The sequence below is a fragment of the Reinekea forsetii genome, assembly GCF_002795845.1.
Classification (GTDB): domain Bacteria; phylum Pseudomonadota; class Gammaproteobacteria; order Pseudomonadales; family Natronospirillaceae; genus Reinekea; species Reinekea forsetii.
Map to the genome: position 1 here is coordinate 76,723 of NZ_CP011797.1, position 21,352 is coordinate 98,074.

27 protein-coding genes and 1 other RNA gene are annotated in these 21,352 nt (G+C 54.2%); 19 read left to right on the forward strand and 9 right to left on the reverse strand.

The features are described 5' to 3' along the window. Positions 1–64 precede the first annotated feature (64 nt). Positions 65–1,054 carry a porphobilinogen synthase gene (gene hemB / locus REIFOR_RS00410; protein ID WP_100255678.1) on the reverse strand — a complete coding sequence of 330 codons (990 nt, stop codon included), beginning with the start codon at positions 1,052–1,054 and terminating at the stop codon, positions 65–67. 157 nt (positions 1,055–1,211) lie between these two features. Between hemB and ubiE the strand changes: the two genes are divergently transcribed. The 12 genes from ubiE (at position 1,212) to REIFOR_RS00470 (ending at position 9,975) form a co-directional block, all read left to right on the forward strand. Then, complete coding sequence (gene ubiE, locus REIFOR_RS00415) at positions 1,212–1,982, forward strand: bifunctional demethylmenaquinone methyltransferase/2-methoxy-6-polyprenyl-1,4-benzoquinol methylase UbiE (protein WP_100255679.1); 771 nt, start codon at positions 1,212–1,214, stop codon at positions 1,980–1,982. Beyond that, entirely contained in the window at positions 1,979–2,608 is a 630-nt protein-coding gene (locus tag REIFOR_RS00420) for a ubiquinone biosynthesis accessory factor UbiJ (RefSeq protein WP_100255680.1), read from the forward strand. The genes ubiE and REIFOR_RS00420 overlap by 4 nt, the downstream gene beginning before the upstream one ends. Next, a complete protein-coding gene (ubiB, locus tag REIFOR_RS00425; RefSeq protein ID WP_100255681.1) occupies positions 2,605–4,230 on the forward strand; it encodes a ubiquinone biosynthesis regulatory protein kinase UbiB in 1,626 nt (541 codons plus the stop codon). The genes REIFOR_RS00420 and ubiB overlap by 4 nt, the downstream gene beginning before the upstream one ends. Before the next feature lie 96 nt (positions 4,231–4,326). Further along, positions 4,327–4,659, forward strand: a complete 333-nt coding sequence (locus REIFOR_RS00430; RefSeq protein WP_100255682.1) for a phosphoribosyl-ATP diphosphatase — start codon at positions 4,327–4,329, stop codon at positions 4,657–4,659. Positions 4,660–4,669: 10 nt separating this feature from the next. Further along, complete coding sequence (locus tag REIFOR_RS00435) at positions 4,670–5,020, forward strand: histidine triad nucleotide-binding protein (RefSeq protein WP_100255683.1); 351 nt, start codon at positions 4,670–4,672, stop codon at positions 5,018–5,020. A 23-nt stretch (positions 5,021–5,043) separates the two neighbouring features. After that, entirely contained in the window at positions 5,044–5,298 is a 255-nt protein-coding gene (locus REIFOR_RS00440) for a Sec-independent protein translocase subunit TatA (protein ID WP_100255684.1), read from the forward strand. Positions 5,299–5,358: 60 nt separating this feature from the next. After that, positions 5,359–5,736, forward strand: a complete 378-nt coding sequence (tatB, locus tag REIFOR_RS00445) for a Sec-independent protein translocase protein TatB (RefSeq protein ID WP_100255685.1) — start codon at positions 5,359–5,361, stop codon at positions 5,734–5,736. Beyond that, positions 5,717–6,499: a twin-arginine translocase subunit TatC gene (tatC, locus tag REIFOR_RS00450; protein ID WP_227003724.1), complete on the forward strand. Its 783-nt coding sequence runs from the start codon at positions 5,717–5,719 to the stop codon at positions 6,497–6,499. The genes tatB and tatC overlap by 20 nt, the downstream gene beginning before the upstream one ends. A 262-nt stretch (positions 6,500–6,761) precedes the next feature. Further along, positions 6,762–7,574, forward strand: a complete 813-nt coding sequence (gene aroE, locus REIFOR_RS00455) for a shikimate dehydrogenase (RefSeq protein WP_100255687.1) — start codon at positions 6,762–6,764, stop codon at positions 7,572–7,574. A 43-nt stretch (positions 7,575–7,617) separates the two neighbouring features. Next, the gene (locus REIFOR_RS00460; protein WP_158524247.1) at positions 7,618–8,607 is read left to right on the forward strand and encodes an SPOR domain-containing protein; all 990 of its coding nucleotides are present in this window, start codon (positions 7,618–7,620) and stop codon (positions 8,605–8,607) included. 51 nt (positions 8,608–8,658) lie between these two features. After that, complete coding sequence (locus tag REIFOR_RS00465) at positions 8,659–9,543, forward strand: c-type cytochrome (protein ID WP_100255689.1); 885 nt, start codon at positions 8,659–8,661, stop codon at positions 9,541–9,543. A 72-nt stretch (positions 9,544–9,615) separates the two neighbouring features. Further along, positions 9,616–9,975 carry a HopJ type III effector protein gene (locus REIFOR_RS00470; RefSeq protein WP_100255690.1) on the forward strand — a complete coding sequence of 120 codons (360 nt, stop codon included), beginning with the start codon at positions 9,616–9,618 and terminating at the stop codon, positions 9,973–9,975. A gap of 11 nt (positions 9,976–9,986) precedes the next feature. Here the strand turns inward: REIFOR_RS00470 and REIFOR_RS00475 are convergent, their stop codons facing one another. Both REIFOR_RS00475 and REIFOR_RS00480 read right to left on the reverse strand, forming a co-directional pair. Continuing rightward, a complete protein-coding gene (locus tag REIFOR_RS00475; RefSeq protein ID WP_100255691.1) occupies positions 9,987–11,006 on the reverse strand; it encodes a DUF6976 family protein in 1,020 nt (339 codons plus the stop codon). 13 nt (positions 11,007–11,019) lie between these two features. Next, entirely contained in the window at positions 11,020–12,240 is a 1,221-nt protein-coding gene (locus REIFOR_RS00480) for a hypothetical protein (protein WP_100255692.1), read from the reverse strand. Between the two features lie 347 nt (positions 12,241–12,587). On the opposite strand from REIFOR_RS00480, the gene REIFOR_RS00485 reads away from it, so the two are divergent. The 5 genes from REIFOR_RS00485 to REIFOR_RS00505 all read left to right on the forward strand — a co-directional run bounded on the left by REIFOR_RS00485 (position 12,588) and on the right by REIFOR_RS00505 (position 16,171). Then, the gene (locus tag REIFOR_RS00485; RefSeq protein ID WP_100255693.1) at positions 12,588–13,412 is read left to right on the forward strand and encodes a 23S rRNA (adenine(2030)-N(6))-methyltransferase RlmJ; all 825 of its coding nucleotides are present in this window, start codon (positions 12,588–12,590) and stop codon (positions 13,410–13,412) included. Positions 13,413–13,474: 62 nt separating this feature from the next. After that, entirely contained in the window at positions 13,475–14,518 is a 1,044-nt protein-coding gene (locus REIFOR_RS00490) for an MBL fold metallo-hydrolase (RefSeq protein ID WP_100255694.1), read from the forward strand. A 50-nt stretch (positions 14,519–14,568) separates the two neighbouring features. Then, on the forward strand, positions 14,569–15,195 hold the full coding sequence (locus tag REIFOR_RS00495) for a hypothetical protein (protein ID WP_100255695.1): 627 nt from the start codon (positions 14,569–14,571) through the stop codon (positions 15,193–15,195). 91 nt (positions 15,196–15,286) lie between these two features. Beyond that, the gene (locus tag REIFOR_RS00500) at positions 15,287–15,637 is read left to right on the forward strand and encodes a hypothetical protein (RefSeq protein ID WP_100255696.1); all 351 of its coding nucleotides are present in this window, start codon (positions 15,287–15,289) and stop codon (positions 15,635–15,637) included. 81 nt (positions 15,638–15,718) lie between these two features. Further along, on the forward strand, positions 15,719–16,171 hold the full coding sequence (locus REIFOR_RS00505; RefSeq protein ID WP_100255697.1) for a copper chaperone PCu(A)C: 453 nt from the start codon (positions 15,719–15,721) through the stop codon (positions 16,169–16,171). Between the two features lie 28 nt (positions 16,172–16,199). Here the strand turns inward: REIFOR_RS00505 and REIFOR_RS00510 are convergent, their stop codons facing one another. From REIFOR_RS00510 to REIFOR_RS00535, 6 genes are all read right to left on the reverse strand, one after another. Continuing rightward, positions 16,200–16,724 carry a Crp/Fnr family transcriptional regulator gene (locus tag REIFOR_RS00510; protein WP_158524248.1) on the reverse strand — a complete coding sequence of 175 codons (525 nt, stop codon included), beginning with the start codon at positions 16,722–16,724 and terminating at the stop codon, positions 16,200–16,202. A gap of 40 nt (positions 16,725–16,764) precedes the next feature. Then, a complete protein-coding gene (locus tag REIFOR_RS00515; protein ID WP_100255699.1) occupies positions 16,765–17,265 on the reverse strand; it encodes an EVE domain-containing protein in 501 nt (166 codons plus the stop codon). 41 nt (positions 17,266–17,306) lie between these two features. Next, on the reverse strand, positions 17,307–17,906 hold the full coding sequence (locus REIFOR_RS00520; protein ID WP_100255700.1) for a 5-formyltetrahydrofolate cyclo-ligase: 600 nt from the start codon (positions 17,904–17,906) through the stop codon (positions 17,307–17,309). A gap of 106 nt (positions 17,907–18,012) precedes the next feature. After that, a non-coding RNA gene (gene ssrS / locus REIFOR_RS00525) (6S RNA) lies at positions 18,013–18,191 on the reverse strand. Positions 18,192–18,577: 386 nt separating this feature from the next. Beyond that, complete coding sequence (locus REIFOR_RS00530; RefSeq protein WP_100255701.1) at positions 18,578–18,907, reverse strand: cell division protein ZapA; 330 nt, start codon at positions 18,905–18,907, stop codon at positions 18,578–18,580. Further along, complete coding sequence (locus REIFOR_RS00535; protein ID WP_100255702.1) at positions 18,900–19,112, reverse strand: TIGR02449 family protein; 213 nt, start codon at positions 19,110–19,112, stop codon at positions 18,900–18,902. The genes REIFOR_RS00530 and REIFOR_RS00535 overlap by 8 nt, the downstream gene beginning before the upstream one ends. Before the next feature lie 294 nt (positions 19,113–19,406). On the opposite strand from REIFOR_RS00535, the gene REIFOR_RS00540 reads away from it, so the two are divergent. Continuing rightward, positions 19,407–19,997, forward strand: a complete 591-nt coding sequence (locus REIFOR_RS00540) for a UPF0149 family protein (protein WP_100255703.1) — start codon at positions 19,407–19,409, stop codon at positions 19,995–19,997. Positions 19,998–20,010: 13 nt separating this feature from the next. Beyond that, positions 20,011–21,345 (forward strand): Xaa-Pro aminopeptidase, encoded by a 1,335-nt coding sequence (gene pepP, locus REIFOR_RS00545; RefSeq protein WP_100255704.1) that lies wholly within the window; start codon positions 20,011–20,013, stop codon positions 21,343–21,345. Positions 21,346–21,352: the final 7 nt, after the last annotated feature.

Genomic DNA, 21,352 nt, shown 5'->3' on the forward strand with positions numbered 1-21,352 from the left:
ATCGGCTATTGTGCCGATCAAGCCGGGACATTGCCCGGTGTGATCTTCAGCCCGCAGTGACTGCCTAGGCCAGAAGTCTGGCCGCGGCAACAGCCGAGTAAGTCAAAATGCCATCGGCCCCGGCTCGTTTAAAAGCAAGCAGGCTTTCCATCATTACCTCATCTCGGTTGATCCAGCCGTTCTGGGCTGCGGCCTGTAACATGGCGTATTCACCGCTGACTTGGTAGGCAAAGGTCGGCGCGCCAAATTCCTGTTTTATGCGCCAGACAATATCCAGATAGGCCATGCCCGGCTTCACCATAACCATATCAGCGCCCTCTTGAAGATCTAAACCCACCTCATGAATGGCCTCGGCACTGTTGGCCGGGTCCATTTGATAGGTGGTTTTGCCACCCTTACCCAAATTGCTGGCAGAGCCGACGGCATCGCGAAACGGACCATAGAAGCTCGACGCGTACTTCGCCGAATAAGCCATGATCAGAGTGTTGACGTGAGATGTTTGTTCCAACGCCTGACGGATAGCGCCAATGCGGCCGTCCATCATATCGCTCGGCGCGATTACATCTGCGCCGGCCTGGGCATGAGACAAAGCCTGTTTGACCAGAATCGTGGTGGTCAGATCATTTAAGACATAACCCTGCTCATCGACAATGCCATCCTGGCCATGGCTGGTGAAGGGATCGAGAGCGACGTCGGTCATAATACCGAGTCCGGGGTAGGCCGCCTTTAAGGCGCGCACGGCCCGTTGCGTCAAGCCTTCCGGATTAAAGGCCTCCTCGGCGTGCTCGGATTTCAGCTCTGCTGGCGTGACTGGGAACAGCGCGAGCATCGGGATGCCAAGTGCGACCCATTCTCCAGCCCGTGCTACTAGCAGATCGATCGACAGGCGATCGACCCCTGGCATGGAAGCAACCGGTTGGCATTGGTTTTCGCCGTCTAAAACAAACACCGGATAAATCAAATCATCGACGCTCAATAGGTTTTCGCGCACCAGGCGGCGGGAAAAGTCTTGGGCTCGTAATCGACGTAAGCGGGTAGCAGGAAAAGCACGCATGGCATTGGCTCTCTAGTGGTATCTGGTTGAAGTGGGGTCTAGCCTAACGATCCGTCAAATAAAGCGCAAAACTAATCACGCGGGGGGCTTTTCAACTGGGTGCAGGCGTCGAGTGAAACGGCTACAATGGCGCCGATTATTCATTGTAGAGCACCCCATGGCTGATTCACACGAAGCGAAGTCCAACGACGAGACCACCCATTTCGGCTACAAGACGGTAAAAGCTGACGATAAACAGAAGATGGTCGCCGATGTGTTCCATTCTGTTGCCGGCAAATACGACCTGATGAACGACGTTATGTCATTCGGCGTTCATCGGTTATGGAAGCGCTATACCATCGAGATGTCGGGTGTCCGTACGGGTAACCGAGTGCTCGATATAGCCGGCGGTACCGGTGACCTGTCATACGCCTTTGCCAAACGAGTCGGGCCAGAAGGTCAGGTGGTGCTCGCCGACATCAACGCATCGATGTTGCAGGTTGGGCGCGATCGCCTTGCGGATCGAGGCATCGCCGGCAACCTTGAGGTAGTCCAAGCCAATGCTGAAGCCCTGCCCTTTGCCGACAATGAATTCGATGTCGTGACCATCGCCTTTGGCCTGCGCAATGTGACCCATAAGGACATTGCCCTGGCCGATATGTATCGGGTATTGAAACCCGGTGGTCGCTTGCTGGTACTGGAGTTTTCCAAACCGACGCACAATCTGTTAAACAAGGCTTACGATTTCTACTCCTTCAAAGCCTTGCCGATCATGGGCCGATTAATCACCCAAGATGCCGATAGTTATCAGTATTTGGCCGAATCGATTCGCAAGCACCCGGATCAAGAAACCCTAAAAAACCTGATGACGGACGCCGGTTTTGATCGCGTGACTTACCACAACCTGACCGGCGGTATCGTTGCGTTGCATCGTGGAGTCAAGGCATGAGCGAATGGCTGTGGCCGGTGCAGAAGCTGGTAAATGATGCGCTGACCTACGATCCGATTGCCCAGCAAAAAATGGTCGCCCTAGCCGGTAAATCCCTAGTGTTAGTGGTGACCGAGCCAAAGGTGGCGATTAGTGTCTCGATCGAAGCCAATGGCTTTGTATTTTTTCAGAACGGTCAAATTGAAGCCTATGATGCCCGTGTCGCCGGCACGGCAGCAGACCTGCTCGCGGTGCTGCGCGCCACGGACCGAACTGCCGCGATGATGGCCCACCAGATCAATATAGAGGGTGACACGCGCACCTTCTTCGCCATTCAGGACATTCTGGCCCATCTCGACATTGACTGGGAAATGGCCATCGGCGACAAGATTGGCGATCTGGCGGCTCATGTGGTGGCCGACGGCCTGCGGTTTTTAGGTGGCATGGCCCGTCAGCACTTTGCCTCAGCCAGCCGCACCAGCCGGAACTATTGGCGTGAGGAATCCGGTCTCTTGGTGCCCAGTGATCTGTGGCAGCGTCATCAGTCGCAAGTTCAGACGGCGCGTAACGACGTTGAGCGGGTGGCGGCGAAGATCAGTCGGCTTGCCCAGCGACTGGCGGCCGCGACGGCGGATCCAGGCGCATGAGCCTGGTGCGCGCGCTGCGCATTCTCTGGGTCTTCAGTCGCTACCGGCTCGATACCCTGCTGCCCCGTCAGTCTATGCCGTTGCTCTTGCGAGTCTTTATCTTTTGTTCGCCGTTGCGTTGGCTCAGTTCCGCGCAGGCTAATGAAGGTCGGCGCCTGCGGTTGGCCTTGGAGCACTTGGGGCCGGTCTTTATCAAGTTTGGCCAAATACTGTCGACCCGACGCGATCTGTTGCCGGCGGAAATGGCCGACGAGCTAGCCTTCTTGCAAGATCGAGTGGCACCCTTTCCCGGCACTGATGCCCAAGCCATCGTCGAAGCCCAGCTGGGTCAGTCGGTGACCGAGTTGTTTGCCCGCTTTGATCTAGAGCCTCTGGCGTCAGCATCGATCGCTCAGGTGCATTCGGCCTTATTGTTTGATGGCCAAGAAGTGGTCGTTAAGGTGATTCGGCCCGGCATCGAGCGCACCATCCGCAAAGATCTGGGCGTGATGAAGCTGCTGGCCCGCCTGTTGCGCCTCAGCGCCGATGGCAAACGCTTGCGCCCGCTCGAGGTGGTCGAGGAATTTGAGCGCACCATTATCGATGAGCTTGACCTGCTGCGCGAGGGCGCCAATGCCGCGACCTTGCGACGCAACACCCTGGCCGACGGGGAGCTCTATGTCCCGGAGGTCCACTGGCAATACACCCGCAAACAGGTCCTAGTGCTGGAACGCATCTATGGCACGCCAGTCTCGGATATAGCCGCCTTGACGGCCGCACAAATCGACTTCAAGGTGCTCGCCGAGCGGGGCGTGCGGATCTTCTTTACCCAGGTCTTTCGCGATTCGTTTTTCCACGCCGATATGCATCCGGGCAATGTTTTTGTCGATATCAGCACGCCCGCCGACCCAAAGTATATCGGCATTGACTGCGGTATTGTCGGCTCCTTGTCGCAAGAAGATCAGAACTATTTGGCCCAGAACTTATTGGCCTTCTTTAATCGGGATTATCATCTGGTGGCGCAGCTGCATGTTGAGTCGGGTTGGGTGCCCGCTACGACGCGAGTGAATGAGTTTGAAGCCGCCATCCGCAGCGTCTGCGAACCCATCTTCGAGCGGCCGATCAGCGAAATATCCTTTGGTCTATTATTAGTGCGCCTGTTTCAGACCGCGCGGCGTTTCGATATGACGGTGCAACCGCAGCTGGTCCTGCTGCAAAAAACCCTTCTGAATATCGAGGGCTTGGGTCGCCAGCTCTATCCTCAGTTGGATCTTTGGCAAACCGCCAAGCCCTTCCTCGAAACCTGGGTCAAGGAGCAGGTTGGGCCCAAGCGATTGCTCAAGGCGATCACACAACATGGCCCAGGCTGGCTCGCTAAGGCCCCGCTGATGCCCGATCTAATACACGATGCCCTGGTCCAACTGCGTCGCCTCGGCAGCGCCGAAGATCGACAGCAGAGTCAAATAGCCGACATAATTCGCACTCAGAAGCGTCAAGGAATTGCCACGTTGCGTAGGGTGCTCGCGTTAGCGGTGCTGGTCGCTGGCCTTTGGTTTACCCCAGTCGAGACACTGTTCAGTGGTCTATCCGCCGGACAATGGCTACTCCTGGTCAGTGCCGCGCTGTGCTTAGTTTGGCCTTGACGTCCTTGGCACAGCCCGAAAAATTTAATCACCCCCGCTTGCGTTGGTGCTCAGAATGGGCAGAAAACGCATAAAATCACCTAAACAGAGAATGAGATGATTGATATCCTGAACAAACTGGCCGAAACTCTGGATCAGCGTAAGGGCGCAGCCGCCGACAGCTCTTATGTCGCCTCCCTATACGCCAAGGGTCTCGATAAGATCCTAGAAAAGGTCGGTGAAGAGGCGTTTGAGACGGTTCTCGCCGCTAAGAATCTGGAACAGGACGCCGCTCAACGCGACAAACTGATCTACGAAACTGCCGATCTCTGGTTTCATACCCTGGTCATGATGAGCCATCTTGACATCAAGCCAGACGAGATCCTCCAAGAGTTGGCACGCCGTGAAGGATTATCGGGCTTGGCTGAGAAAGCCAGTCGGCTTAAATAGGGGGGGAGTTATGACCGATTGTTTGTTTTGTCGTATCGTGGCCGGTGAAATTCCGGCCAACAAGGTCTACGAAGACAGTCAACTGATTGGCTTTTGGGATATTGCGCCCAAGGCGCCGGTGCATGTGCTGCTGATTCCCAAGCAACATATCACCAGCTTATATCATATGAATGATAGCAATCAGGGGCTAATTCAGGCCATGATAGTGGCCGCACCGGTGTTAGCCCAGGAAATGGGTTTGGCGGAGGGTTTTCGCTTGATTGCCAACACCGGTGAAGCTTGTGGTCAAACGGTGCACCATGTGCACTTTCATATTTTAGGCAGCTTTACCGACGCCGGTGATACCGGGTTTCCAGCATAGTTTTACTCAGCGAGGACGTGACAATGGGTTTTGGTGGTATTTCAATTTGGCAAATGTTGATCGTGTTAGCGATCGTAATTCTAGTGTTCGGCACCAAGCGCCTGAAAAATCTCGGCGGTGATGTCGGCGGCGCGATTAAGAGCTTTAAAAGTGCAATGACCGAAGGTGATAAGGCAGAGGAAAAGAAGACGCCGGACTCCCTGGAAAAGAAAGACAGCGGCGACGCCAATTTCTCTGAAGTCAAAGCCGACGAAAAATCAACAGTTGAAGACAAGTAGTTTTTCGTTTTGGTAACTCGTTAAGGGTGCCTTGGCACCCAACAACGTGAGGGTAACAGGATGTTTGACATTGGATTTGCCGAACTGCTGCTATTAGCGGTTATCGGGATGGTGGTGATTGGCCCGGAGCGACTGCCAGGGGTAGTGAGCACGGTAGGTCGGCTCATGGGTAAGGCGCGTCGCTTTATGACGTCGCTGCAAGGCCAGATCGAGCAAGAAATGAAGCTCGACGAATTGAATAAAAAGATTATGGCCGAGACCGAAGATCTTGATTTTACCAAAAATACCAGCAAGCCTGCCGATGACGACGAATTTGATGATGACGAAGCTGCGGTGCCCACGGTAACGCCAACTCATGACTTGCCGGAAGCACCCGGCTATACGCCGAAGGCAGACACCCAACAGGTAGAACAGACCGATGACACCGAGAAATCCTAGCCAATTTTCCATGCCCTTGGTTGAGCACTTGCGCGAACTGCGCGATCGCTTGCTGCGCAGCGTGGTCCTGATCGTCGTAATTTTTATCGGTTTGTATTTCTTTTCTGGTGACATTTACATGGTGTTGGTTGAGCCGCTTAATACCCTTTTGCCCGACAAGGAGAACGCGTCGCTAATTGCCACGGGTGTTGCCTCGCCCTTTTTGGTGCCACTGAAATTAGCCTTTGTGATGGCCGCCTTGCTGGCCATGCCCTATATCCTGCACCAAATTTGGGGCTTTATTGCCCCGGCGCTCTACAAGCATGAGCGCAAGCTCGCCATACCGCTCTTTATCACCAGTGTTATTCTATTTTACGCCGGTGTCGCCTTCGTCTATTTTGTTGTCTTGCCACTGGTGTTTGGTTTTTTTACGGGCGCCGGGCCAGAAGGTATCGCGATCATGCCGGATATTTCCAATGTCTTGGATTTTTGTCTAAAGATGTTTTTCTCCTTCGGGTTGGCCTTTGAAATCCCGATCGCAACCTTCTTACTGGTGCGCTCTGGGCTTGTCTCAGTCGAGTCGTTAACGACCAAAAGGCCCTATATCTTCGTCTGCTGTTTCGTGTTCGGCATGCTACTGACGCCGCCCGACGTGATCTCCCAAAGTATCTTGGCGATACCGATGTACGCCCTGTTTGAGATGGGCCTCCTGATGAGTCGCTTTTTGCCCAAAACCACTCGGGCGGACGCTGACGCTGAAAAAGAATCGGAAGCGAGCAGCTGATTTTCGGCAAGCTAAGCGCTAAAGTCTAATAGGCCTAGGCTGCTTAGACTCATATCCCACGAGTAGAGCCCCCCATTTGACTAACAATTTTGGTGCTACACAATGGGTAGTCAAATGGGGGTACCGTGCGCCGGGAGGGCTCAGTCGTGTCAAAATGGGCGACAGGTTCGTACTCCGGAACTACAATTTAGCCTACGGTTAAGCTAGGCAGCGGTTGCTAGGTTATTTGTTATCTGCAGCAGAATACAGAGAAGGGTCGAAAATGGATCGATACGCCGTCTTAGGTCATCCAATCACGCACAGTCTGTCGCCACAGATTCATGCATTGTTTGCCCGCCAGACTAAACAGACGCTTGACTACTCAGGTATTGAGTTACCGGTCAGCAGTTTTGAAACCCGAGTGTGGCAGCTGTTTAAAGACGGCTATGCGGGCTTCAATGTCACCGTTCCGTTTAAGGGCGACGCCTTTGATTTTGTTGATGAAATGACCGATCGGGCGCGACGTTCGCGCTCTATTAATACTCTGAAAAAATTAGCCGATGGCCGCATCTTTGGTGATACCACAGATGGCGTCGGTCTGTTGACCGATATTCGTGATCACCTGGGCTGGCCCTTGGAGCACCAAAATATTCTTTTACTCGGTGCGGGCGGCGCCGTTCGCGCGGTAATTGAACCGCTTCTAGACGCCAATCCAGCGAACCTAGTGATCGCTAACCGCAGCGCGCAAAAGGTCGAAGAACTGGCTGATGATTTCCCCGCCATATCGCCTTCAACCTTTGACGAGCTATCCGGTCAGTTCGATATAGTAATCAACGGCACATCGGCTAGCCTCTCCGGTCAGGTGCCGCCCTTACCCGATGGTCTGATCAATGCCGGCACCAAGTGTTACGACATGATGTATGGTAAAACTCCGACGTCTTTTTTACGCTGGTCGGCCGAAAATGACGCCCTAGCCTGTGCCGACGGATTGGGCATGTTAGTCGCTCAAGCGGCGGAAAGTTTTTACATATGGCGTGGTGTGCGACCGGACGTGGCACCGGTAATCGAAGCCCTGCGCAAGTCGCTGGCCGATTGAGCGGATGATGCCTGACACCGTGCCGGAGCGGCCTGACTTTGCTATGACCGCGCTAAAAGTCTTTGGTTTCTGCGCGCCAGCAGATTCAGTTCTTGCTTGCCCACATCGGCTCCGCGGCCTGTTTGCAGCGGTTATCCTGGCATTGCTGGGCACCACCACCTTGGCCCATGATCGGCAGGCGTCACTTTACGCCAGCGCGGCGCCAGTCCAATTGTCGGCGCCAGGCGTCGGTTTATCGTTGGCAACAACGGTCGGCAACCGCACCGTGATCGGCGTCGGTGTGCTTTGGCCGGAACCGCGCGAGCAGGAGGACAGTGGCGCCCGACTGTCGCTGGACGCTCGGCTCTTATACAGCTCTGAGCGGGATACCCATTGGTATCCTCAGATTGGCCTTGTCTGGCTGCCATCCAAGCCAACAGTGCAGGGCTGGGCGGGCATCGGTTTTCAGCGTCAATGGACGCCCGAAGTGGGCTTCTTTGCCGAGACCTTGTGGCAACCCAGTGAGAGTCAGTATCGGCTCCAAGTTGGTCTGCGTATTTGGCTGGATAGTTTTTCATCGCTCGACGCTCGCGTGCGCGCAGCCGATCCGGTCGGGGTCGTTTATGAAGGCGGTCGCATCATGGTCCAGGCTAGCGATGAGGTCGAGGAACTCGATGTGAGCGCGAGCGCAGCCCAGATGACGGCCATACAGGCCCGGCCGGTGTCCCTGGCCACGGTGGCGCCTGCCCCGGTTGACCAGCCAAAGTCCACGCAGAGCGCGAATGCGCCTGCCTCAGGGGCTATCGCGCTAGTCAGCCAAGCAGACACCTGGTATTTGCAGCTGGGACTTTTCCGACAAGTTGCATCGATTAAACCATTGGTCGAGGATCCGCGTCTCGACGTCTATCAAAGCCAGTTGATCCGTTGGTATGATGTGTCCGTTTCGGGTACTCGAGTACTGTTGGGCCCGTTGAGTCGAGCCCAAGCGACCCGCCTCAAGGCGACGTTGCGCAGCCAGGAGCTGAGCAGTTTTCTCTATCAACGGCCCAATTAAACGGTTCAATCCATGGCTTGCCGTTCACCCATGCCACCTCAGGAGCACCCGATGTCTAGACGTTTAAAATGGTTTATTGCGTTTGACCTTATCGTCATAGGCATCCTGTTGATTGTCTATTTCGCACCCCTGGGTGAGCAACGACCGGCCATCAGCACTGCGGGAGATGCATTGCTGGGTCAGGAGCTGTTACACAGTGCCGGATGCATCGCTTGCCACAGCCAGGAAGGGGGGCCGGCGATGGCCGGTGGTCCCCGTTTGGACACGCCGTTTGGCGATTTTTATGCACCCAATATTAGTTCCAGCCTAAGCCATGGCATTGGCGCCTGGAGTTTGGTGGAATTTGAAGCCGCCCTGCGGCAGGGGGTTAGCCCGGCCGGATTACCCTACTACCCGGCCTTCCCCTTCGCCAGTTATCGCAGCCTGACGGATGCGGATGTCGTGCATCTCTATCAGGCGCTGCTTGCGACAGAACCGGTAGATCAGGCCTCCGAGCCGCATCGGTTGGCCTTCCCCTTCAATATTCGCCTTGGCTTAAAGCCTTGGCGTTGGTTGTTTGCGACCACCCGGTCGTTAGAAATCGATCAGGGTAGCGAACTCGGGCGCGGCCGCTATTTGGTCGACGCAGTCGGCCACTGCGGCGAGTGCCACAATCCGCGCAACAGCCTGGGCGCCTTTATACCGCCTTACCTTGGGGGCAATAGTCTGATCCCGGGCGGCGTTGGCGCCCCGCCTATTCATGGTGCCGCCCTCTTGGCACGGGATTGGACCGCAGACGACATAAGCTACTTTCTCGCCGATGGCTTGCTACCCGATGGCGATGTGGTGGGCGGTAGCATGGTGGAGGTAATCGAAATGGGTACCAGTCATTTGAACCAAACTGATCGCGATGCCATTGCGGCCTATCTGCTGTCGTTGGTGCCACGCGGGCGCTGAGCTCCAGCAAGGGGTTTTGACAAGCGCTCGATGATCGGGCCGAATAGGCCCATTGACCACAGGAATATTATTATGAACAATTTGCAGACCTTGCTCGCAGCGGTCTATGACCAGCCGGACAGGCTCGTCTTTACCGAGGTGTTGGCCGCAATTGACACCGAGTTTGATTTTACCGCGACGGCTTTCAGCAATGGCGAATTACGCAATTCGGCACTGGAAAACCAAGGCTCATGCCGAGTGCTGAGTTTTGCGCATCAGGCTGGCTTGTCCGAGATTCACACCCTGAGCCTATTTGCCGAACACTATCGGTCGGTCTTGTCCGATCCGCAGGGTGACAATCACGCCAATATCCGGCAGTTTATGCAGCGGGGTTGGCGCGGTGTCAGCTTTGCACAGACGCCATTGGTGAAGCGGGCAGCTAACACGGACTGAGCGAGTCAGGTTTAACGAACGTCGTTTAGCGTCATATACACCAGGGTTTGGTTCAGCAGCTGATAGGCTATTTCGCCAAAGGTAATGGGCCCGGTGATGTGGCCGGTTTTCTTTCCTTCCAATTCGGAATACAAGAAGTTCAGAATGCAATTGCATGAAAAGGCAATGTTCGCAGTGTCATTCTTCTTCACGGCCTGATCGAAGGCCTGAACATAATCCGGCACCGGCGTGGCAAAGCGATAGCTTACGCCCTTAAACACTGGGGCATAGAGCTCGACCTGGCCAGTATTGGCATGGATCTGTTGTATGCTGACATTCACCTTGATACCAGAATAATCGGCAACCAATGGCAGGCGGGTATCCAAACCTTGGCCGGCGATGTAATCCGCTAAGCTGCTGGGAACCCCATCAATCAGACAGTCTTTGACTGAAAAATCTGTCGTTGGGAATTCGATAACCGGTCCCGCACCCTCCTCGAACAGATTAATAATACTCACATTGGCACTTTGGCTGTCCGGTAAGGGCACATGGATCGCGACCGCCTGCTGGCTTATTAGCACACCGCCGCTTGGACCAAAGGCGACCTGAGCCGCACTGCCGTCATTCAAGTGGAAGCCTGAAATCCAACCCACGATGGGGGTGAAAAACATATTGGCGAACTCCGGTGCATTTTGGGCGTAATTCAAGTGCACCTGCGATGCCGCCGGCAATATCAGCAATGTAAAACCATGGGGTGGGGCATCCTGGGCAATGCGGGCAATGGTATTGTTATCGTAGACGGTGATGCGCGGTGGATTATGTTGTTGGGTGCCATTTATGGTGTGAACGAAGAGTTGTTCGCGGCTAACCTTGCCGCCGTCCCTGTCCATAAAATAGGGAATGGTGCCACCGATCCAATTCCCGGCGGGCAACTGTGCCAGCAGGCTTTCATCACCCGCAATGGACATAAATTCACCCTGCTGAATTTTTAAGATTACCGTGGCCAGGTCGAACATTTGGCTATCGAGATTGATTTTGACTTGATTTGACATTGGGTCATCCTAATTATTGGTTTGCCGCCAGGCGGTTAATAAGGCTAATTTCATCCGACATCGTCTGAGCATTATGGATAAAGAAACTGTGTAATTGTTCAATATTAAGCGGGTCACGATTGCGTCGATAACTGCTTTTCAAGCGCGACAAGAGCAGTCGGTAATTTATTTTTTCCGAATTAAGTAGGCCATCGTCTAGCAATAAATGTTTCCATATATTGTCGGTAACCGGTGGCAATTGAATGCGCGTCTGATCCTGTTGCTGTCCCAGCAGCTCGGTTAACAGGCGCAGCTCGGGAATTAGGTTGCGGGCATTGTGTTTAAAGAAGAGTTGCAGGTTGCGGACTATATCCAAACGCTCATATTCATCATAGGTCAGCAGGTAGCTCCGACTGTTTCGGGCGAGACTCAGACGCAGCGCCATATTTTGGCTCTCCAAGTCCAGTTCGCCGGTGAGCAATTGGTGCCATAAGGGGTTCTTGGTGCCAGGCAGCACTAGGCGATTTCTTGCGCCACCATTGGGGTTGGTATGGGCATTCGGCTGATTCTCCGAAGCCCCCAGTATTTTAAATTCCTGCTGCAGTTGCTGGGCATGACGAATAAAAAAAGTGCGCAACTCGGCAACCGATTTTTGCATAACCTGGCCACTGTTGGGATTCTTGTGAACCTCAAGTTTTAATCGCGACAACAGTAATTTCAGCGGCAGCAGGCGCGTGGTGAGTTTTAGTTGATCGGTTAATACCTGGCGCCAAATTGGATTGGATTCCAGCGGCAATAGGGCGATGTTGTGCGGCGTCTGCTGGCCGCCCGTCATATCGCGCACCTCGCCCTCGACCAAGCCGAGGCCAATGCCGAGCAGGCCACTGATCATCTCGGGGCTGAGATTGCGCGAGAAAGCGATATGGATGGTATCGGCCAGTTCGCGCGTAATGGTCTTGTGCTCCTCACCGAGAAAGGCCGGTGGACGATTGGCCGACATGTCTGCCAACTCAGCCTGGCTGAGGGTTGCTTCGATATAGGTGTTTACATGACCGAAGCGGATATGTTGCCAACGATGTATTACCTGTGGACCTTTTTTGTTGCCAGTTAGGAAGCCAAAAATATTTTTCTCAGGCTGCTTTTCAACGATAAAGGTCAGTGAATTGGAATCGCTGGCCAATTCAATGTCTTTAATAATCCAGGGGGAATAGAGCCCAAGCAATTGGGCCAGATCGTGAGTCTTTAAACTGTCCATAGTTTTTACCTGCCAGCTACCGTATAGGTTGGGAGTTTCTACTGCCTGTTCCAACGGGTTATTTGCCGCCTTACAGTAACTTCTTGAAAAGTCATATTCCATACGCTTAAGGGGTCAAAAATATTTTCAAAATGAACACAGTACGAAGGATCTGTTGCTCGGCTCAATGGGTGTTTAATTAATTTCAATATTATTGACCTAGCTCACAAAGTGATTAGGGTTCCAAATTTCACTCGGGGTGCATTTACCTGCTCAGCATCCGCCAACCCGGTGCCGCAACTAACGGTAAAGCTGTCGCGCTCGGTCAGGGGTGGTTACAATGCTCTTTTTCGTAACCGGACCAAGTCATGCTCAGCTATCAACATCAGTACCACGCCGGCAATCACGCCGATGTGTTGAAACATTGGTTGCTCGTGGAATGCCTGGTGCATATGCGAAAAAAAGACACCCCCTTTGATTACATCGACAGTCACGCCGGGTCCGGGCGCTATCGACTTGACTCGCAGGAGGCGCAAAAAACCGGGGAATACAAGCTCGGTATTGCTAAACTGATCGATAAAGACTGGCCCGAGCTGTCAGCCTACCTCGATCTGGTGCGCGCCGATCTGGGCAAGCAGCAATACCCGGGTTCACCGGAAATCGTCAATCGGCTGCTGCGCCATGGTGACCACAGCTCTTTGTTTGAATTGCACAGTCAGGCGGTGCGCGAATTGGAAAAAAACTGCGCTCGCAAACGTCAGACGCAGGTCCGCTTTGAAGACGGTCTGGCGGGTATGAGCGCGCTCTTGCCGGTGCACAGTCGGCGCGCATTGGTGCTGGTTGACCCATCCTATGAGGTCAAGACGGAATACGACGCGGTGACCAGTGCCGTTGAAAAGGCCTGGAAAAAGATGAGCCAAAGTACTATTTTACTCTGGTACCCGGTGGTCGAGCGCAGCCGAATTGACCGCATGGAACGCCGCCTGGTCCGCTCGGGCATTAAAAACATGCAATTGTTTGAGATGAACGTTGCGGACGATGGAGCGCGTGGCATGACCGGCTCCGGTCTCATTGCAATCAATCCTCCCTGGACCGTTGCAGCGCGTTTTAATAAGTTGTTTCCGCTCGTCTCGGCGGCCTTGTCGAGTGACGGCACCAGCCGTACCCGGGTGAAGATCTTAACGGCGGAGTAACGCCTGCCGGGTCGCACCGTCTCTTTACCTGCGGCGCCTGAGCGCCTGCCTTGGAGCACCAGATGATTTTTCGACAACTCTATGATATTACCTCGTCGACCTATACCTATTTGTTGGCCTGTGAGAAAACCGGTGCAGCGGTCTTAATTGACCCAGTTTTTGAGCGGGTGCAACGCGATTTGGCCCTGCTTAAGGAACTTAACCTAAAGCTGGAATTCGCCCTCGATACCCATTGCCATGCCGATCATGTGACCGCGGCCTGGTTACTGAAGCAAAAGACCGGTTGTCAGATTGGCACAGCAGCCGTGACCCAGGCCGATGAGGTCGACCGCCCGCTCCAGCATGGTGATCTGCTTGCCTTTGGCCAAGAGTCACTGCGCGTGATCGCAACGCCCGGGCACACTAACGGTTGTTTGAGTTTTGTCAGTACCGATCTGAGTCGGGTCTTTAGCGGAGATGCCCTGTTGATTCGCGGCTGCGGACGATGCGATTTTCAACAGGGTGATGCCAAGACCCTATTCCAGTCGATTACCGAGCAGCTCTTCACCTTGCCGGCTGAATGCCTGATCTACCCGGGCCACGATTACAATGGTCGTACGGTAAGCACCGTGGCCGAGGAACAGGCATTCAATGCCCGCGTCGGCGGTGGCGCCTCAGAACAAGACTTTGTTGGCTATATGGCCGCAATGCAACTGCCGCACCCGAAACTGATCGACCATGCGGTGCCGGCCAATTTAAAAAGTGGCCGACCCGACGCCGACGCCATGCCCGCCGAACCGAGTTGGGCACCGGTTTACTTCACCTTCTCCGGCGTGCCCGAGGTGACGGTCGAATGGGTGCTCAATAACCGAGAGCGGGTCCAGATCCTCGATGTGCGCGAAGCTCATGAGCTGGAAAGTCCGGTCGACCGGCTGGTTGATACCCGTATTATTCCATTGGCAGAACTGCGTGGCCAAACCGATAGCTTGTCGCGTGACCGACCGATTGTTTGCCTATGCCGATCCGGGCGTCGTTCTGCCATGGCCGTGAATATTCTCCAAAAAGCGGGCTTCACCGAGGTGGCCAATATTGCCGGTGGTATTCTGCGCTGGCAGGAATTAACCTAACCGAGTTCGTTTGGCGCCGATCGGCGCCAAACGAATCACCAGGAACTGATATGAATATCGATGCCCTGCTACAGGCCGAGACGCATTTTTTTCAGCGCTACCCAGGTGGCTTTGACGACCCGGCGCTGCTGCCGAGTGTAAAGAAGCATCGCGTTGAGAAGATGGTCGCTCAATGCCAAGAAGCCTTTGCTACGACGGCCTTTACCCATACCGAAGAGGTGGTGCAGAACTGGATCAAGATCGTCGGTCGGTCGTCGATGGTGTCCCTGTTTGAAAAACCAAAATTCAAAGATTGCTTAAATAGCCTGTCACCGCAAGATAAGCAACAGGCGGTCGAGGCCCTCTATGAGCAGCTGCACGGTGACGCCGAGTTAGGCCTGAACACCTTGGTCACCCTGTTCGAGCGGCACAAGATGGCCAAGTGGTCGATCCTCTCCGTTGTACCGGCCTACTTTAGGCCAAGCGTCGAGGTCTTTGTTAAGCCGACCACCGCCAAGGGAGTGATTGCGCATTTTGAGCTCGACGGACTGGTCTATCATTCGCGGCCTAGTTGGTCTTTTTATCAGGCCTATCGCGCCGAGATCCGCGCCATGAAGGAGCTGGTGGATGTTAATCTGGCCCCCAACAACGCGGCTTTTTCAGGGTTTTTAATGATGTCGATCTCAGGATTAAAATAACCAATCCTATTCTAACCTGCCGAGACGCCGCCAATTGACCTTGAACCGAACTGTAGTTACCTTAGGTGGCTCAGACAAACGAAAGTTATCGATGCCGCCCCGATTGATCAAATCCCTATCCGGTTACATCCTGTGCCTGTGCAGCTGGTTGATACTGACCTTGGCTGCGCCTCTGAGTGCCGCCTTGGGTGTCACCGAAGCGGGCTGGATGCGCCTCTGTTCGGCCCAGGGTGTGCATTGGGTTGCGTTGCCTGGCGAACGTCCCGCCGCCACCGTCGATGACCGCTGTACCTGCCTGTCCTCGCCTTTGGTCGCGTCCGACTATCCAACTTTGGCTGGCCCGGTACATGCCGCCAGCCCAGATGTTCCGATTCTATTGTCGGTTTTCAATGCTGCTCTCGTGGCCCGTGCCCAACCGCGAGCGCCGCCGACTCAGCGGTAATCTGCATGCCATGAAATTGAATACCTATCGGGCCTTTAGCCCGATGGACGATTAGCTGTTTGAACCCTATTGGAGACACCCATGAAAATATTATCCGCCGCGTTACTGTTCGTGCTTGCCACTTTGTCACTGCCGAGCTTTGCCGAGGGCGCGCTCGAAGTTCATCAGCCGTGGACGCGAGCCAGTGCCCCTGGTGCCCCGGCCGCAGGTTTTTTAAAAGTTATCAATCGGACCGACAGCGCAGACATCCTGCTCGATGTCTCCGGCCGCTTTGCTAAGCGCCTAGAATTGCATCAGTCCTTAATGGTCGATGGCATGATGAAAATGATCCACCAGCGTGACGGTGTCGCGATACCGGCCGGCGGCGAATTGATACTTGAGCCAGGCAGCTACCATCTGATGTTTATGGGCTTGGCTCAGCCCTTTGTCGTGGGTGAGACCTACAGCGTTCAACTGACCTTTCAACAGGCGGGTGTAATTGAGGTGATATTACCCGTCCTCAGTGCCGAACCTGGCAGCGACATGGCACATTAACCGTTGGCGAGGTTTTCGTCTGTGCCGCCTAATGTTGCGAAGCGGACATATCCAGTAGTTTAAAGCTGGTATGGCGCAGACGTCGGGAAATGGTTTCGGAAACTTTCCACAACAAGCGAAAGGCCAGGTGGGGTTGCTCCTCTGACATAAACTTAAGCTGGCGCCTGCTGGTAATGACAAACTGGGTCGTGCCCAATGATTCGGCCAAACCCGAGCGTGGAGCGCCATCGACCAGGGACAGTTCGCCGAAGGTTTGCGAAGCGCGCAAGACCACCAGCGGTTTGACCAGATTATCGGAGCCGGTCTTACTGATCCGAATGGCCCCGCTAATAATCAAACCCATATAGTCTGCCTGGGCGCCTTCATAAAAAATCACCTGACCCCGGTGGGCTTCATACGCGGTAAAATAGCGCGCCAAGATACGGATATCCTGCCAATTGAATTCATTTGCCCAATTGGTTTTATCAATCAGCTCGGCCACCGCGAGTGATGAAAATTTTATCGGTTTGAGTTTGTCCATCGCATCCTGACTGCGCAAAACAGCACGCAACAAATAAGTCCAGTCCCCAGTTAAGCACCGAACCGTACGCCAATCAAACAGTGGGTGTCGTGAATGTCGACTGCTTCTCATTTTGCTGCGCAAGCGCCAAGATTGCGCTGTATTGGGCGGGTAAAACCGGTGAAATACTCAAACGCGCTTGCCTTAAGACGAGCATGTCCGACAGTTCGACGGCGGCCTTGAGTTGCGCCAAGGTCACTGGCTGAGCCCAGCGTTGGCTGAATTGGATGTCGATCGCACTCCAACGTAGATTCGAGGCGCTGCTTTTAACATCGAAGTAGGGCGAGGCCGGGTCGATGGCATCGACATCATCATAGGGCGCGCTGATAACCCATGCGCTGCCGACAATGGCCGGCACCGCACAGGCTGAATGATAGATCAGCGCCACGTCCCCAACCTGCATCGTGCGCAGAAAATTACGGGCCTGATAGTTGCGAATACCGTTCCAGCGTTCGCCCGTGTCACCACGATCGGCCAGATCCAAAATAGAAAACTGGTCCGGTTCGGTTTTCAGTAACCAGATGGCGGCGGTCATACTGGACTCCTCAGAGGTGGGTAGGCGCCGATTGGCCTAGATTAGTTTGCCGGGATGGGCCCCTTTCGATAAACCCGAGCGTCACTGATGATGGCATCGAGCTGTATATCCCATGGCTCCAGTGGTATACGAGCGACCTTCTGGCATTCATGGGCCACGCCGAGCATGGCGGGGCGCTTTGGCCAGCGTGCCGCACCGGCAAAGGTTCGATCATAGTAGCCACCGCCCATGCCCAAACGGCCCCCCTGAGGATCGAAGCCGACCAGCGGCAAGAGCACCAGATTAAGCTGCCAAGGCTTGACCAGGGCGGTTTGATAGGGCTCTGGGATGCCGTACTTATTGGCTTGCATCGGGCTATCAGCATCATAGCGGGCAAATAGTAGGCTGTTCTTAAAGCGATGCAGGACCGGTAAATAGAGTTCGATGCGCCACCGGCGACAAGCGGCGACCAAGGGTGTCAAATCGATTTCACCATCCATCGCGGTATAGAGTGCAATGCGCTGCTTTTTGCCTTGGCCGAGCAGAGGTCTAAGGACTGTTAGTAAACGCTCAGCGGCCAGCGCCTGTTGTTCGGCAGTGAGACCACGGCGAGTAGCACGCAGCTGCTTTCGCAGTTGAACCTTGGCAGTTAGGGTGGTCATGGCGACTCTGAGACAAGAAGGTAGGCTAATCGTGCACGAAAGGTAGCGAGTTGAAAACTGCTATCGAACCATCTTGTTAGATGGCGTGGCGCAATGGCCAAAAAATTAATACCCCAGACTACCGCTATCACGTCAGACCTTGAACCAAGCAGTTCAAGGCGGGGACCTTCGCGATGAATTAGGCTTTCTGCAGAGCAGACATGCACACATCATCGGCTGAAAACCCCCTAAATTCGTAAAATAGGCTCGAGGACTTTTCGCGACTGGCAAATAGTCCAGGGATTGCTTTAAGTATAAGGGTATTTAGAAAAAAGACAGTCTTGACATTGGAATTAATTTTTAAAAACTCCATTCCATACCGTGGAATCATGCCCAATCGGCCGGAATTAGGGGGTTGCAGGCAGTTGATGTTTTTTGTGCAGCGCGATCCAGGGAGGCTAGTGGCGCTTAGGGCTCCAGCCAAGCGGAGGGAGTATGGTACTGCCAAGAATAAATGGTCAAAAAATCGGCACCGTCAGGTGAGCTTATTAGCGATGATTTAGATCTACAAAGGGTATGGCCGGAGTAATAAGAATATTAGGAGAAATTACCTATACTGAGGTCAGGGCTATTCGTCAATTTATTGGCACTTTGCATCAGTGGCTAGCGCTATTGCCGGCACCAACAGAATATTAAAATTCACGATCGTCTTGGAAGTTGAATCCGCTGGCATCCTTATCCTGAAACGGCATCGCAGCATCCAGCTTGGCACTCAACCGAGCGATAGCCGAGCGATCGTTATCATTGCACGGTTTCGCTTCGAGCAGCTCGTGGGTCAGATTGAGAGCCGCCATAACTGCGATGCGTTCCACGCCAAAGACTCGGCCGGTATCACGAATTTCTTTCATCTTTTCATTCAGGGTGCTGGCCGCATCGGACAGTTGCTTTTCCTGGCCGGGCGGGCAGGCCACGCGGTAGTCGCGATCCAGGATGGAAACCGATAGCGTTTTTTGTTCAGTCATTGGGATGCTCCATGGCCTTAAGTCGTTCGATCATTGTTTCAACCCTCGACCGAGCCAATTCGTTCTGTTTTATCAACCGAGCTCGCTCGGCTTTCCATGCTGCGCGCTCGGCTTGTAACAGGTGTTTTTCCTGCTCGAGCCGTTTATATTCTTTGATCAGCGCGTCGATCTTGACTTCGAGCGCTAAAAAATCCTGATTCGACATTGAGTACCAAATCCTAAAATAACGATAAAACGAATACACTTCGGTGCAAGGCAGCCTCATTGTGTGAGAACTTAAGCCAAATGTCACTATAGCTCTTTAATAGATTGAAAATCCGTTAAAACAATAGTCTAGCGTGACATCCAAATGCAGTCGCTTGGTTTTCGCTCGAGTGGAAAATTAGTCGCCAGTCACTGATTCCAGTAGTTGAGCATGATAGCATGACGGCTTTAGTCTAATTTACCCAAATAGTGGGCCCTGCCATCCGCGGCGCACCCGTTTTGCCTTGGAGCATCCATGACCGTTAGCGATCAATCCGGTATTGAACTGCAGTACGCCGACCTTGCAATCCTCTTTAGAAAGATCGGTTCAAGTCTTGCGCCGAACTATTTACATGGCTCCTTAGCTGGGGTGCTGTCGGCCGGAAAACGCATGAGCCAGGACGACTGGCTGGACTGGGCGTTGGACCAGATGGCGCCCAGCGAGGCGCTCCTGGAGGCCCATATCACCGTGTTACAGGGTCTTTATTTTAAAACCCTCGGCGAGTTACAAGATGAAGGGCTCGCTTTTAGTCTGCTGCTGCCGGATGAGGACGCGCCGTTAGCGGACCGACTCGTTGCCCTCAGCGAATGGGCTGGCTGCTTCCTAGGTGCCTTTGGTTCAACCGGTGTGGTCACCGAGATCAGCGACATGCCCGCCACCTTGCAAGAAATTCTAGAAGATCTGGCTGAAATTGCGCAGGTGGATGCCGACAGCGGTGAAGAGTTGGCCAGTGGTGAAAGTGACTTTCTAGCGATCTCCGAACACGTCCGCCTGAGTGCGCTCACGGTGTTTTTGGAATACAACGAACCTCAGCCAGATTCAGTAGACGATCAACTGGTCCATTAGAAGGGAGCCCCCAATGAAAACGATCAGCCAGAACGAACATCGAGAACGCCGACTGCGCCTGATGGAGCAGATGGACCCGGGCAGTATCGCTATTATCCCATCGGCTATCGAACAGATTCGCAACAACGATGTCTACTACCCCTTTCGGCAAAATAGCGATTTTCAATACCTGACCGGTTTTGGTGAACCGGACGCGCTCTGCGTCTTGATGCCCGGCCGTGAAGCCGCCGAATATGTGCTCTTTGTTCGAGATAAAAACAAAGAGCGGGAGATTTGGGACGGCTATCGCGCCGGTCCCGATGGGGTGGTGGCGGACTTCGGCGCCGATGATGCCTTTCCAATCGATGACCTGGACGACATTCTGCCCGGTCTGATGGAGGGTCGAGCGCGGGTTTATGCCCATATGGGCGTCAACACCGCGTTCGATAATCGGCTCATGGGTTGGCTCAATCAGATTCGCGGCAAGGTGCGTCAGGGTGCCGTGCCGCCCGATGACTTTTCCGATATTGCCCACCTATTGCACGATATGCGCCTGATCAAATCGCGTCAGGAAATCGCTATTATGGCCGATGCCGCTAACATCAGCGCCAAGGCCCATGTGCGGGCAATGAAAGCCTGCAAGCCGGGGGTTTGGGAATACCAACTGCAGGCGGAAATCGAACACGACTTTATGCTCGCCGGCAGTCCGCGTCCGGCTTACAGCGCCATTGTTGGCGGTGGCGATAACGCCTGCATTCTGCACTATGTTGAAAACAATCAAAAATTGCAGGACGGCGATCTGGTGTTGATCGATGCCGGCGCGGAACTGCAATATTACGCCTCCGATATCACCCGCACCTTTCCGGTTGGTGGCACCTTTAGCCCAGAGCAACGCGCGATCTACGATCTGGTGTTGGCATCCCAATATGCGGCGATCGCCGCGATCCGTGCCGGTGCGCATTGGAATGAAGCCCATGAAGCGACACTAGCCGTGATCACCGCCGGGCTACTCGAGTTGGGACTGCTGACCGGCACGGTAGAGCAGCTGATTGCGACCGAGGCTTACAAAGAATTTTTCATGCACAAGACCGGCCATTGGCTGGGCTTGGATGTGCACGATGTGGGCAGCTACAAGCTGGGCGGCCAGTGGCGCGTGCTCGAAGTCGGCATGGTGTTAACGGTTGAGCCGGGCATCTACATATCGCCATCGAATATGGCCGTTGAGGCGAAATGGCGCGGCATCGGAGTGCGCATCGAAGACGATGTAGTGGTCACCAAAGACGGCTGTGACGTGCTCAGCAAGGATGTGCCCAAGGAAGCGGCCGACATCGAAGCGCTGATGCACGGCGGTCAAAGCCAGCTCTTTTAAGCCAGCT

Bases quoted from the DNA above. Each gene is read 5' to 3' on its own strand.
- REIFOR_RS00535 (WP_100255702.1), bottom strand. From the start codon at position 19,112: ATGTCGAATCAGGATTTTTTAGCGCTCGAAGTCAAGATCGACGCGCTG.
- REIFOR_RS00530 (WP_100255701.1), bottom strand. From the start codon at position 18,907: ATGACTGAACAAAAAACGCTATCGGTTTCCATCCTGGATCGCGACTAC.
- REIFOR_RS00460 (WP_158524247.1), top strand. From the start codon at position 7,618: ATGACCGCGCTAAAAGTCTTTGGTTTCTGCGCGCCAGCAGATTCAGTT.
- REIFOR_RS00465 (WP_100255689.1), top strand. From the start codon at position 8,659: ATGTCTAGACGTTTAAAATGGTTTATTGCGTTTGACCTTATCGTCATA.
- ubiB (WP_100255681.1), top strand. From the start codon at position 2,605: ATGAGCCTGGTGCGCGCGCTGCGCATTCTCTGGGTCTTCAGTCGCTAC.
- REIFOR_RS00440 (WP_100255684.1), top strand. From the start codon at position 5,044: ATGGGTTTTGGTGGTATTTCAATTTGGCAAATGTTGATCGTGTTAGCG.
- REIFOR_RS00490 (WP_100255694.1), top strand. From the start codon at position 13,475: ATGATTTTTCGACAACTCTATGATATTACCTCGTCGACCTATACCTAT.
- REIFOR_RS00475 (WP_100255691.1), bottom strand. From the start codon at position 11,006: ATGTCAAATCAAGTCAAAATCAATCTCGATAGCCAAATGTTCGACCTG.
- hemB (WP_100255678.1), bottom strand. From the start codon at position 1,054: ATGCGTGCTTTTCCTGCTACCCGCTTACGTCGATTACGAGCCCAAGAC.
- aroE (WP_100255687.1), top strand. From the start codon at position 6,762: ATGGATCGATACGCCGTCTTAGGTCATCCAATCACGCACAGTCTGTCG.
- tatB (WP_100255685.1), top strand. From the start codon at position 5,359: ATGTTTGACATTGGATTTGCCGAACTGCTGCTATTAGCGGTTATCGGG.
- REIFOR_RS00515 (WP_100255699.1), bottom strand. From the start codon at position 17,265: ATGACCGCCGCCATCTGGTTACTGAAAACCGAACCGGACCAGTTTTCT.
- REIFOR_RS00470 (WP_100255690.1), top strand. From the start codon at position 9,616: ATGAACAATTTGCAGACCTTGCTCGCAGCGGTCTATGACCAGCCGGAC.
- REIFOR_RS00435 (WP_100255683.1), top strand. From the start codon at position 4,670: ATGACCGATTGTTTGTTTTGTCGTATCGTGGCCGGTGAAATTCCGGCC.
- REIFOR_RS00540 (WP_100255703.1), top strand. From the start codon at position 19,407: ATGACCGTTAGCGATCAATCCGGTATTGAACTGCAGTACGCCGACCTT.
- REIFOR_RS00485 (WP_100255693.1), top strand. From the start codon at position 12,588: ATGCTCAGCTATCAACATCAGTACCACGCCGGCAATCACGCCGATGTG.
- tatC (WP_227003724.1), top strand. From the start codon at position 5,717: ATGACACCGAGAAATCCTAGCCAATTTTCCATGCCCTTGGTTGAGCAC.
- pepP (WP_100255704.1), top strand. From the start codon at position 20,011: ATGAAAACGATCAGCCAGAACGAACATCGAGAACGCCGACTGCGCCTG.
- ubiE (WP_100255679.1), top strand. From the start codon at position 1,212: ATGGCTGATTCACACGAAGCGAAGTCCAACGACGAGACCACCCATTTC.
- REIFOR_RS00430 (WP_100255682.1), top strand. From the start codon at position 4,327: ATGATTGATATCCTGAACAAACTGGCCGAAACTCTGGATCAGCGTAAG.
- REIFOR_RS00420 (WP_100255680.1), top strand. From the start codon at position 1,979: ATGAGCGAATGGCTGTGGCCGGTGCAGAAGCTGGTAAATGATGCGCTG.
- REIFOR_RS00480 (WP_100255692.1), bottom strand. From the start codon at position 12,240: ATGGACAGTTTAAAGACTCACGATCTGGCCCAATTGCTTGGGCTCTAT.
- REIFOR_RS00505 (WP_100255697.1), top strand. From the start codon at position 15,719: ATGAAAATATTATCCGCCGCGTTACTGTTCGTGCTTGCCACTTTGTCA.
- REIFOR_RS00500 (WP_100255696.1), top strand. From the start codon at position 15,287: ATGCCGCCCCGATTGATCAAATCCCTATCCGGTTACATCCTGTGCCTG.
- REIFOR_RS00495 (WP_100255695.1), top strand. From the start codon at position 14,569: ATGAATATCGATGCCCTGCTACAGGCCGAGACGCATTTTTTTCAGCGC.
- REIFOR_RS00520 (WP_100255700.1), bottom strand. From the start codon at position 17,906: ATGACCACCCTAACTGCCAAGGTTCAACTGCGAAAGCAGCTGCGTGCT.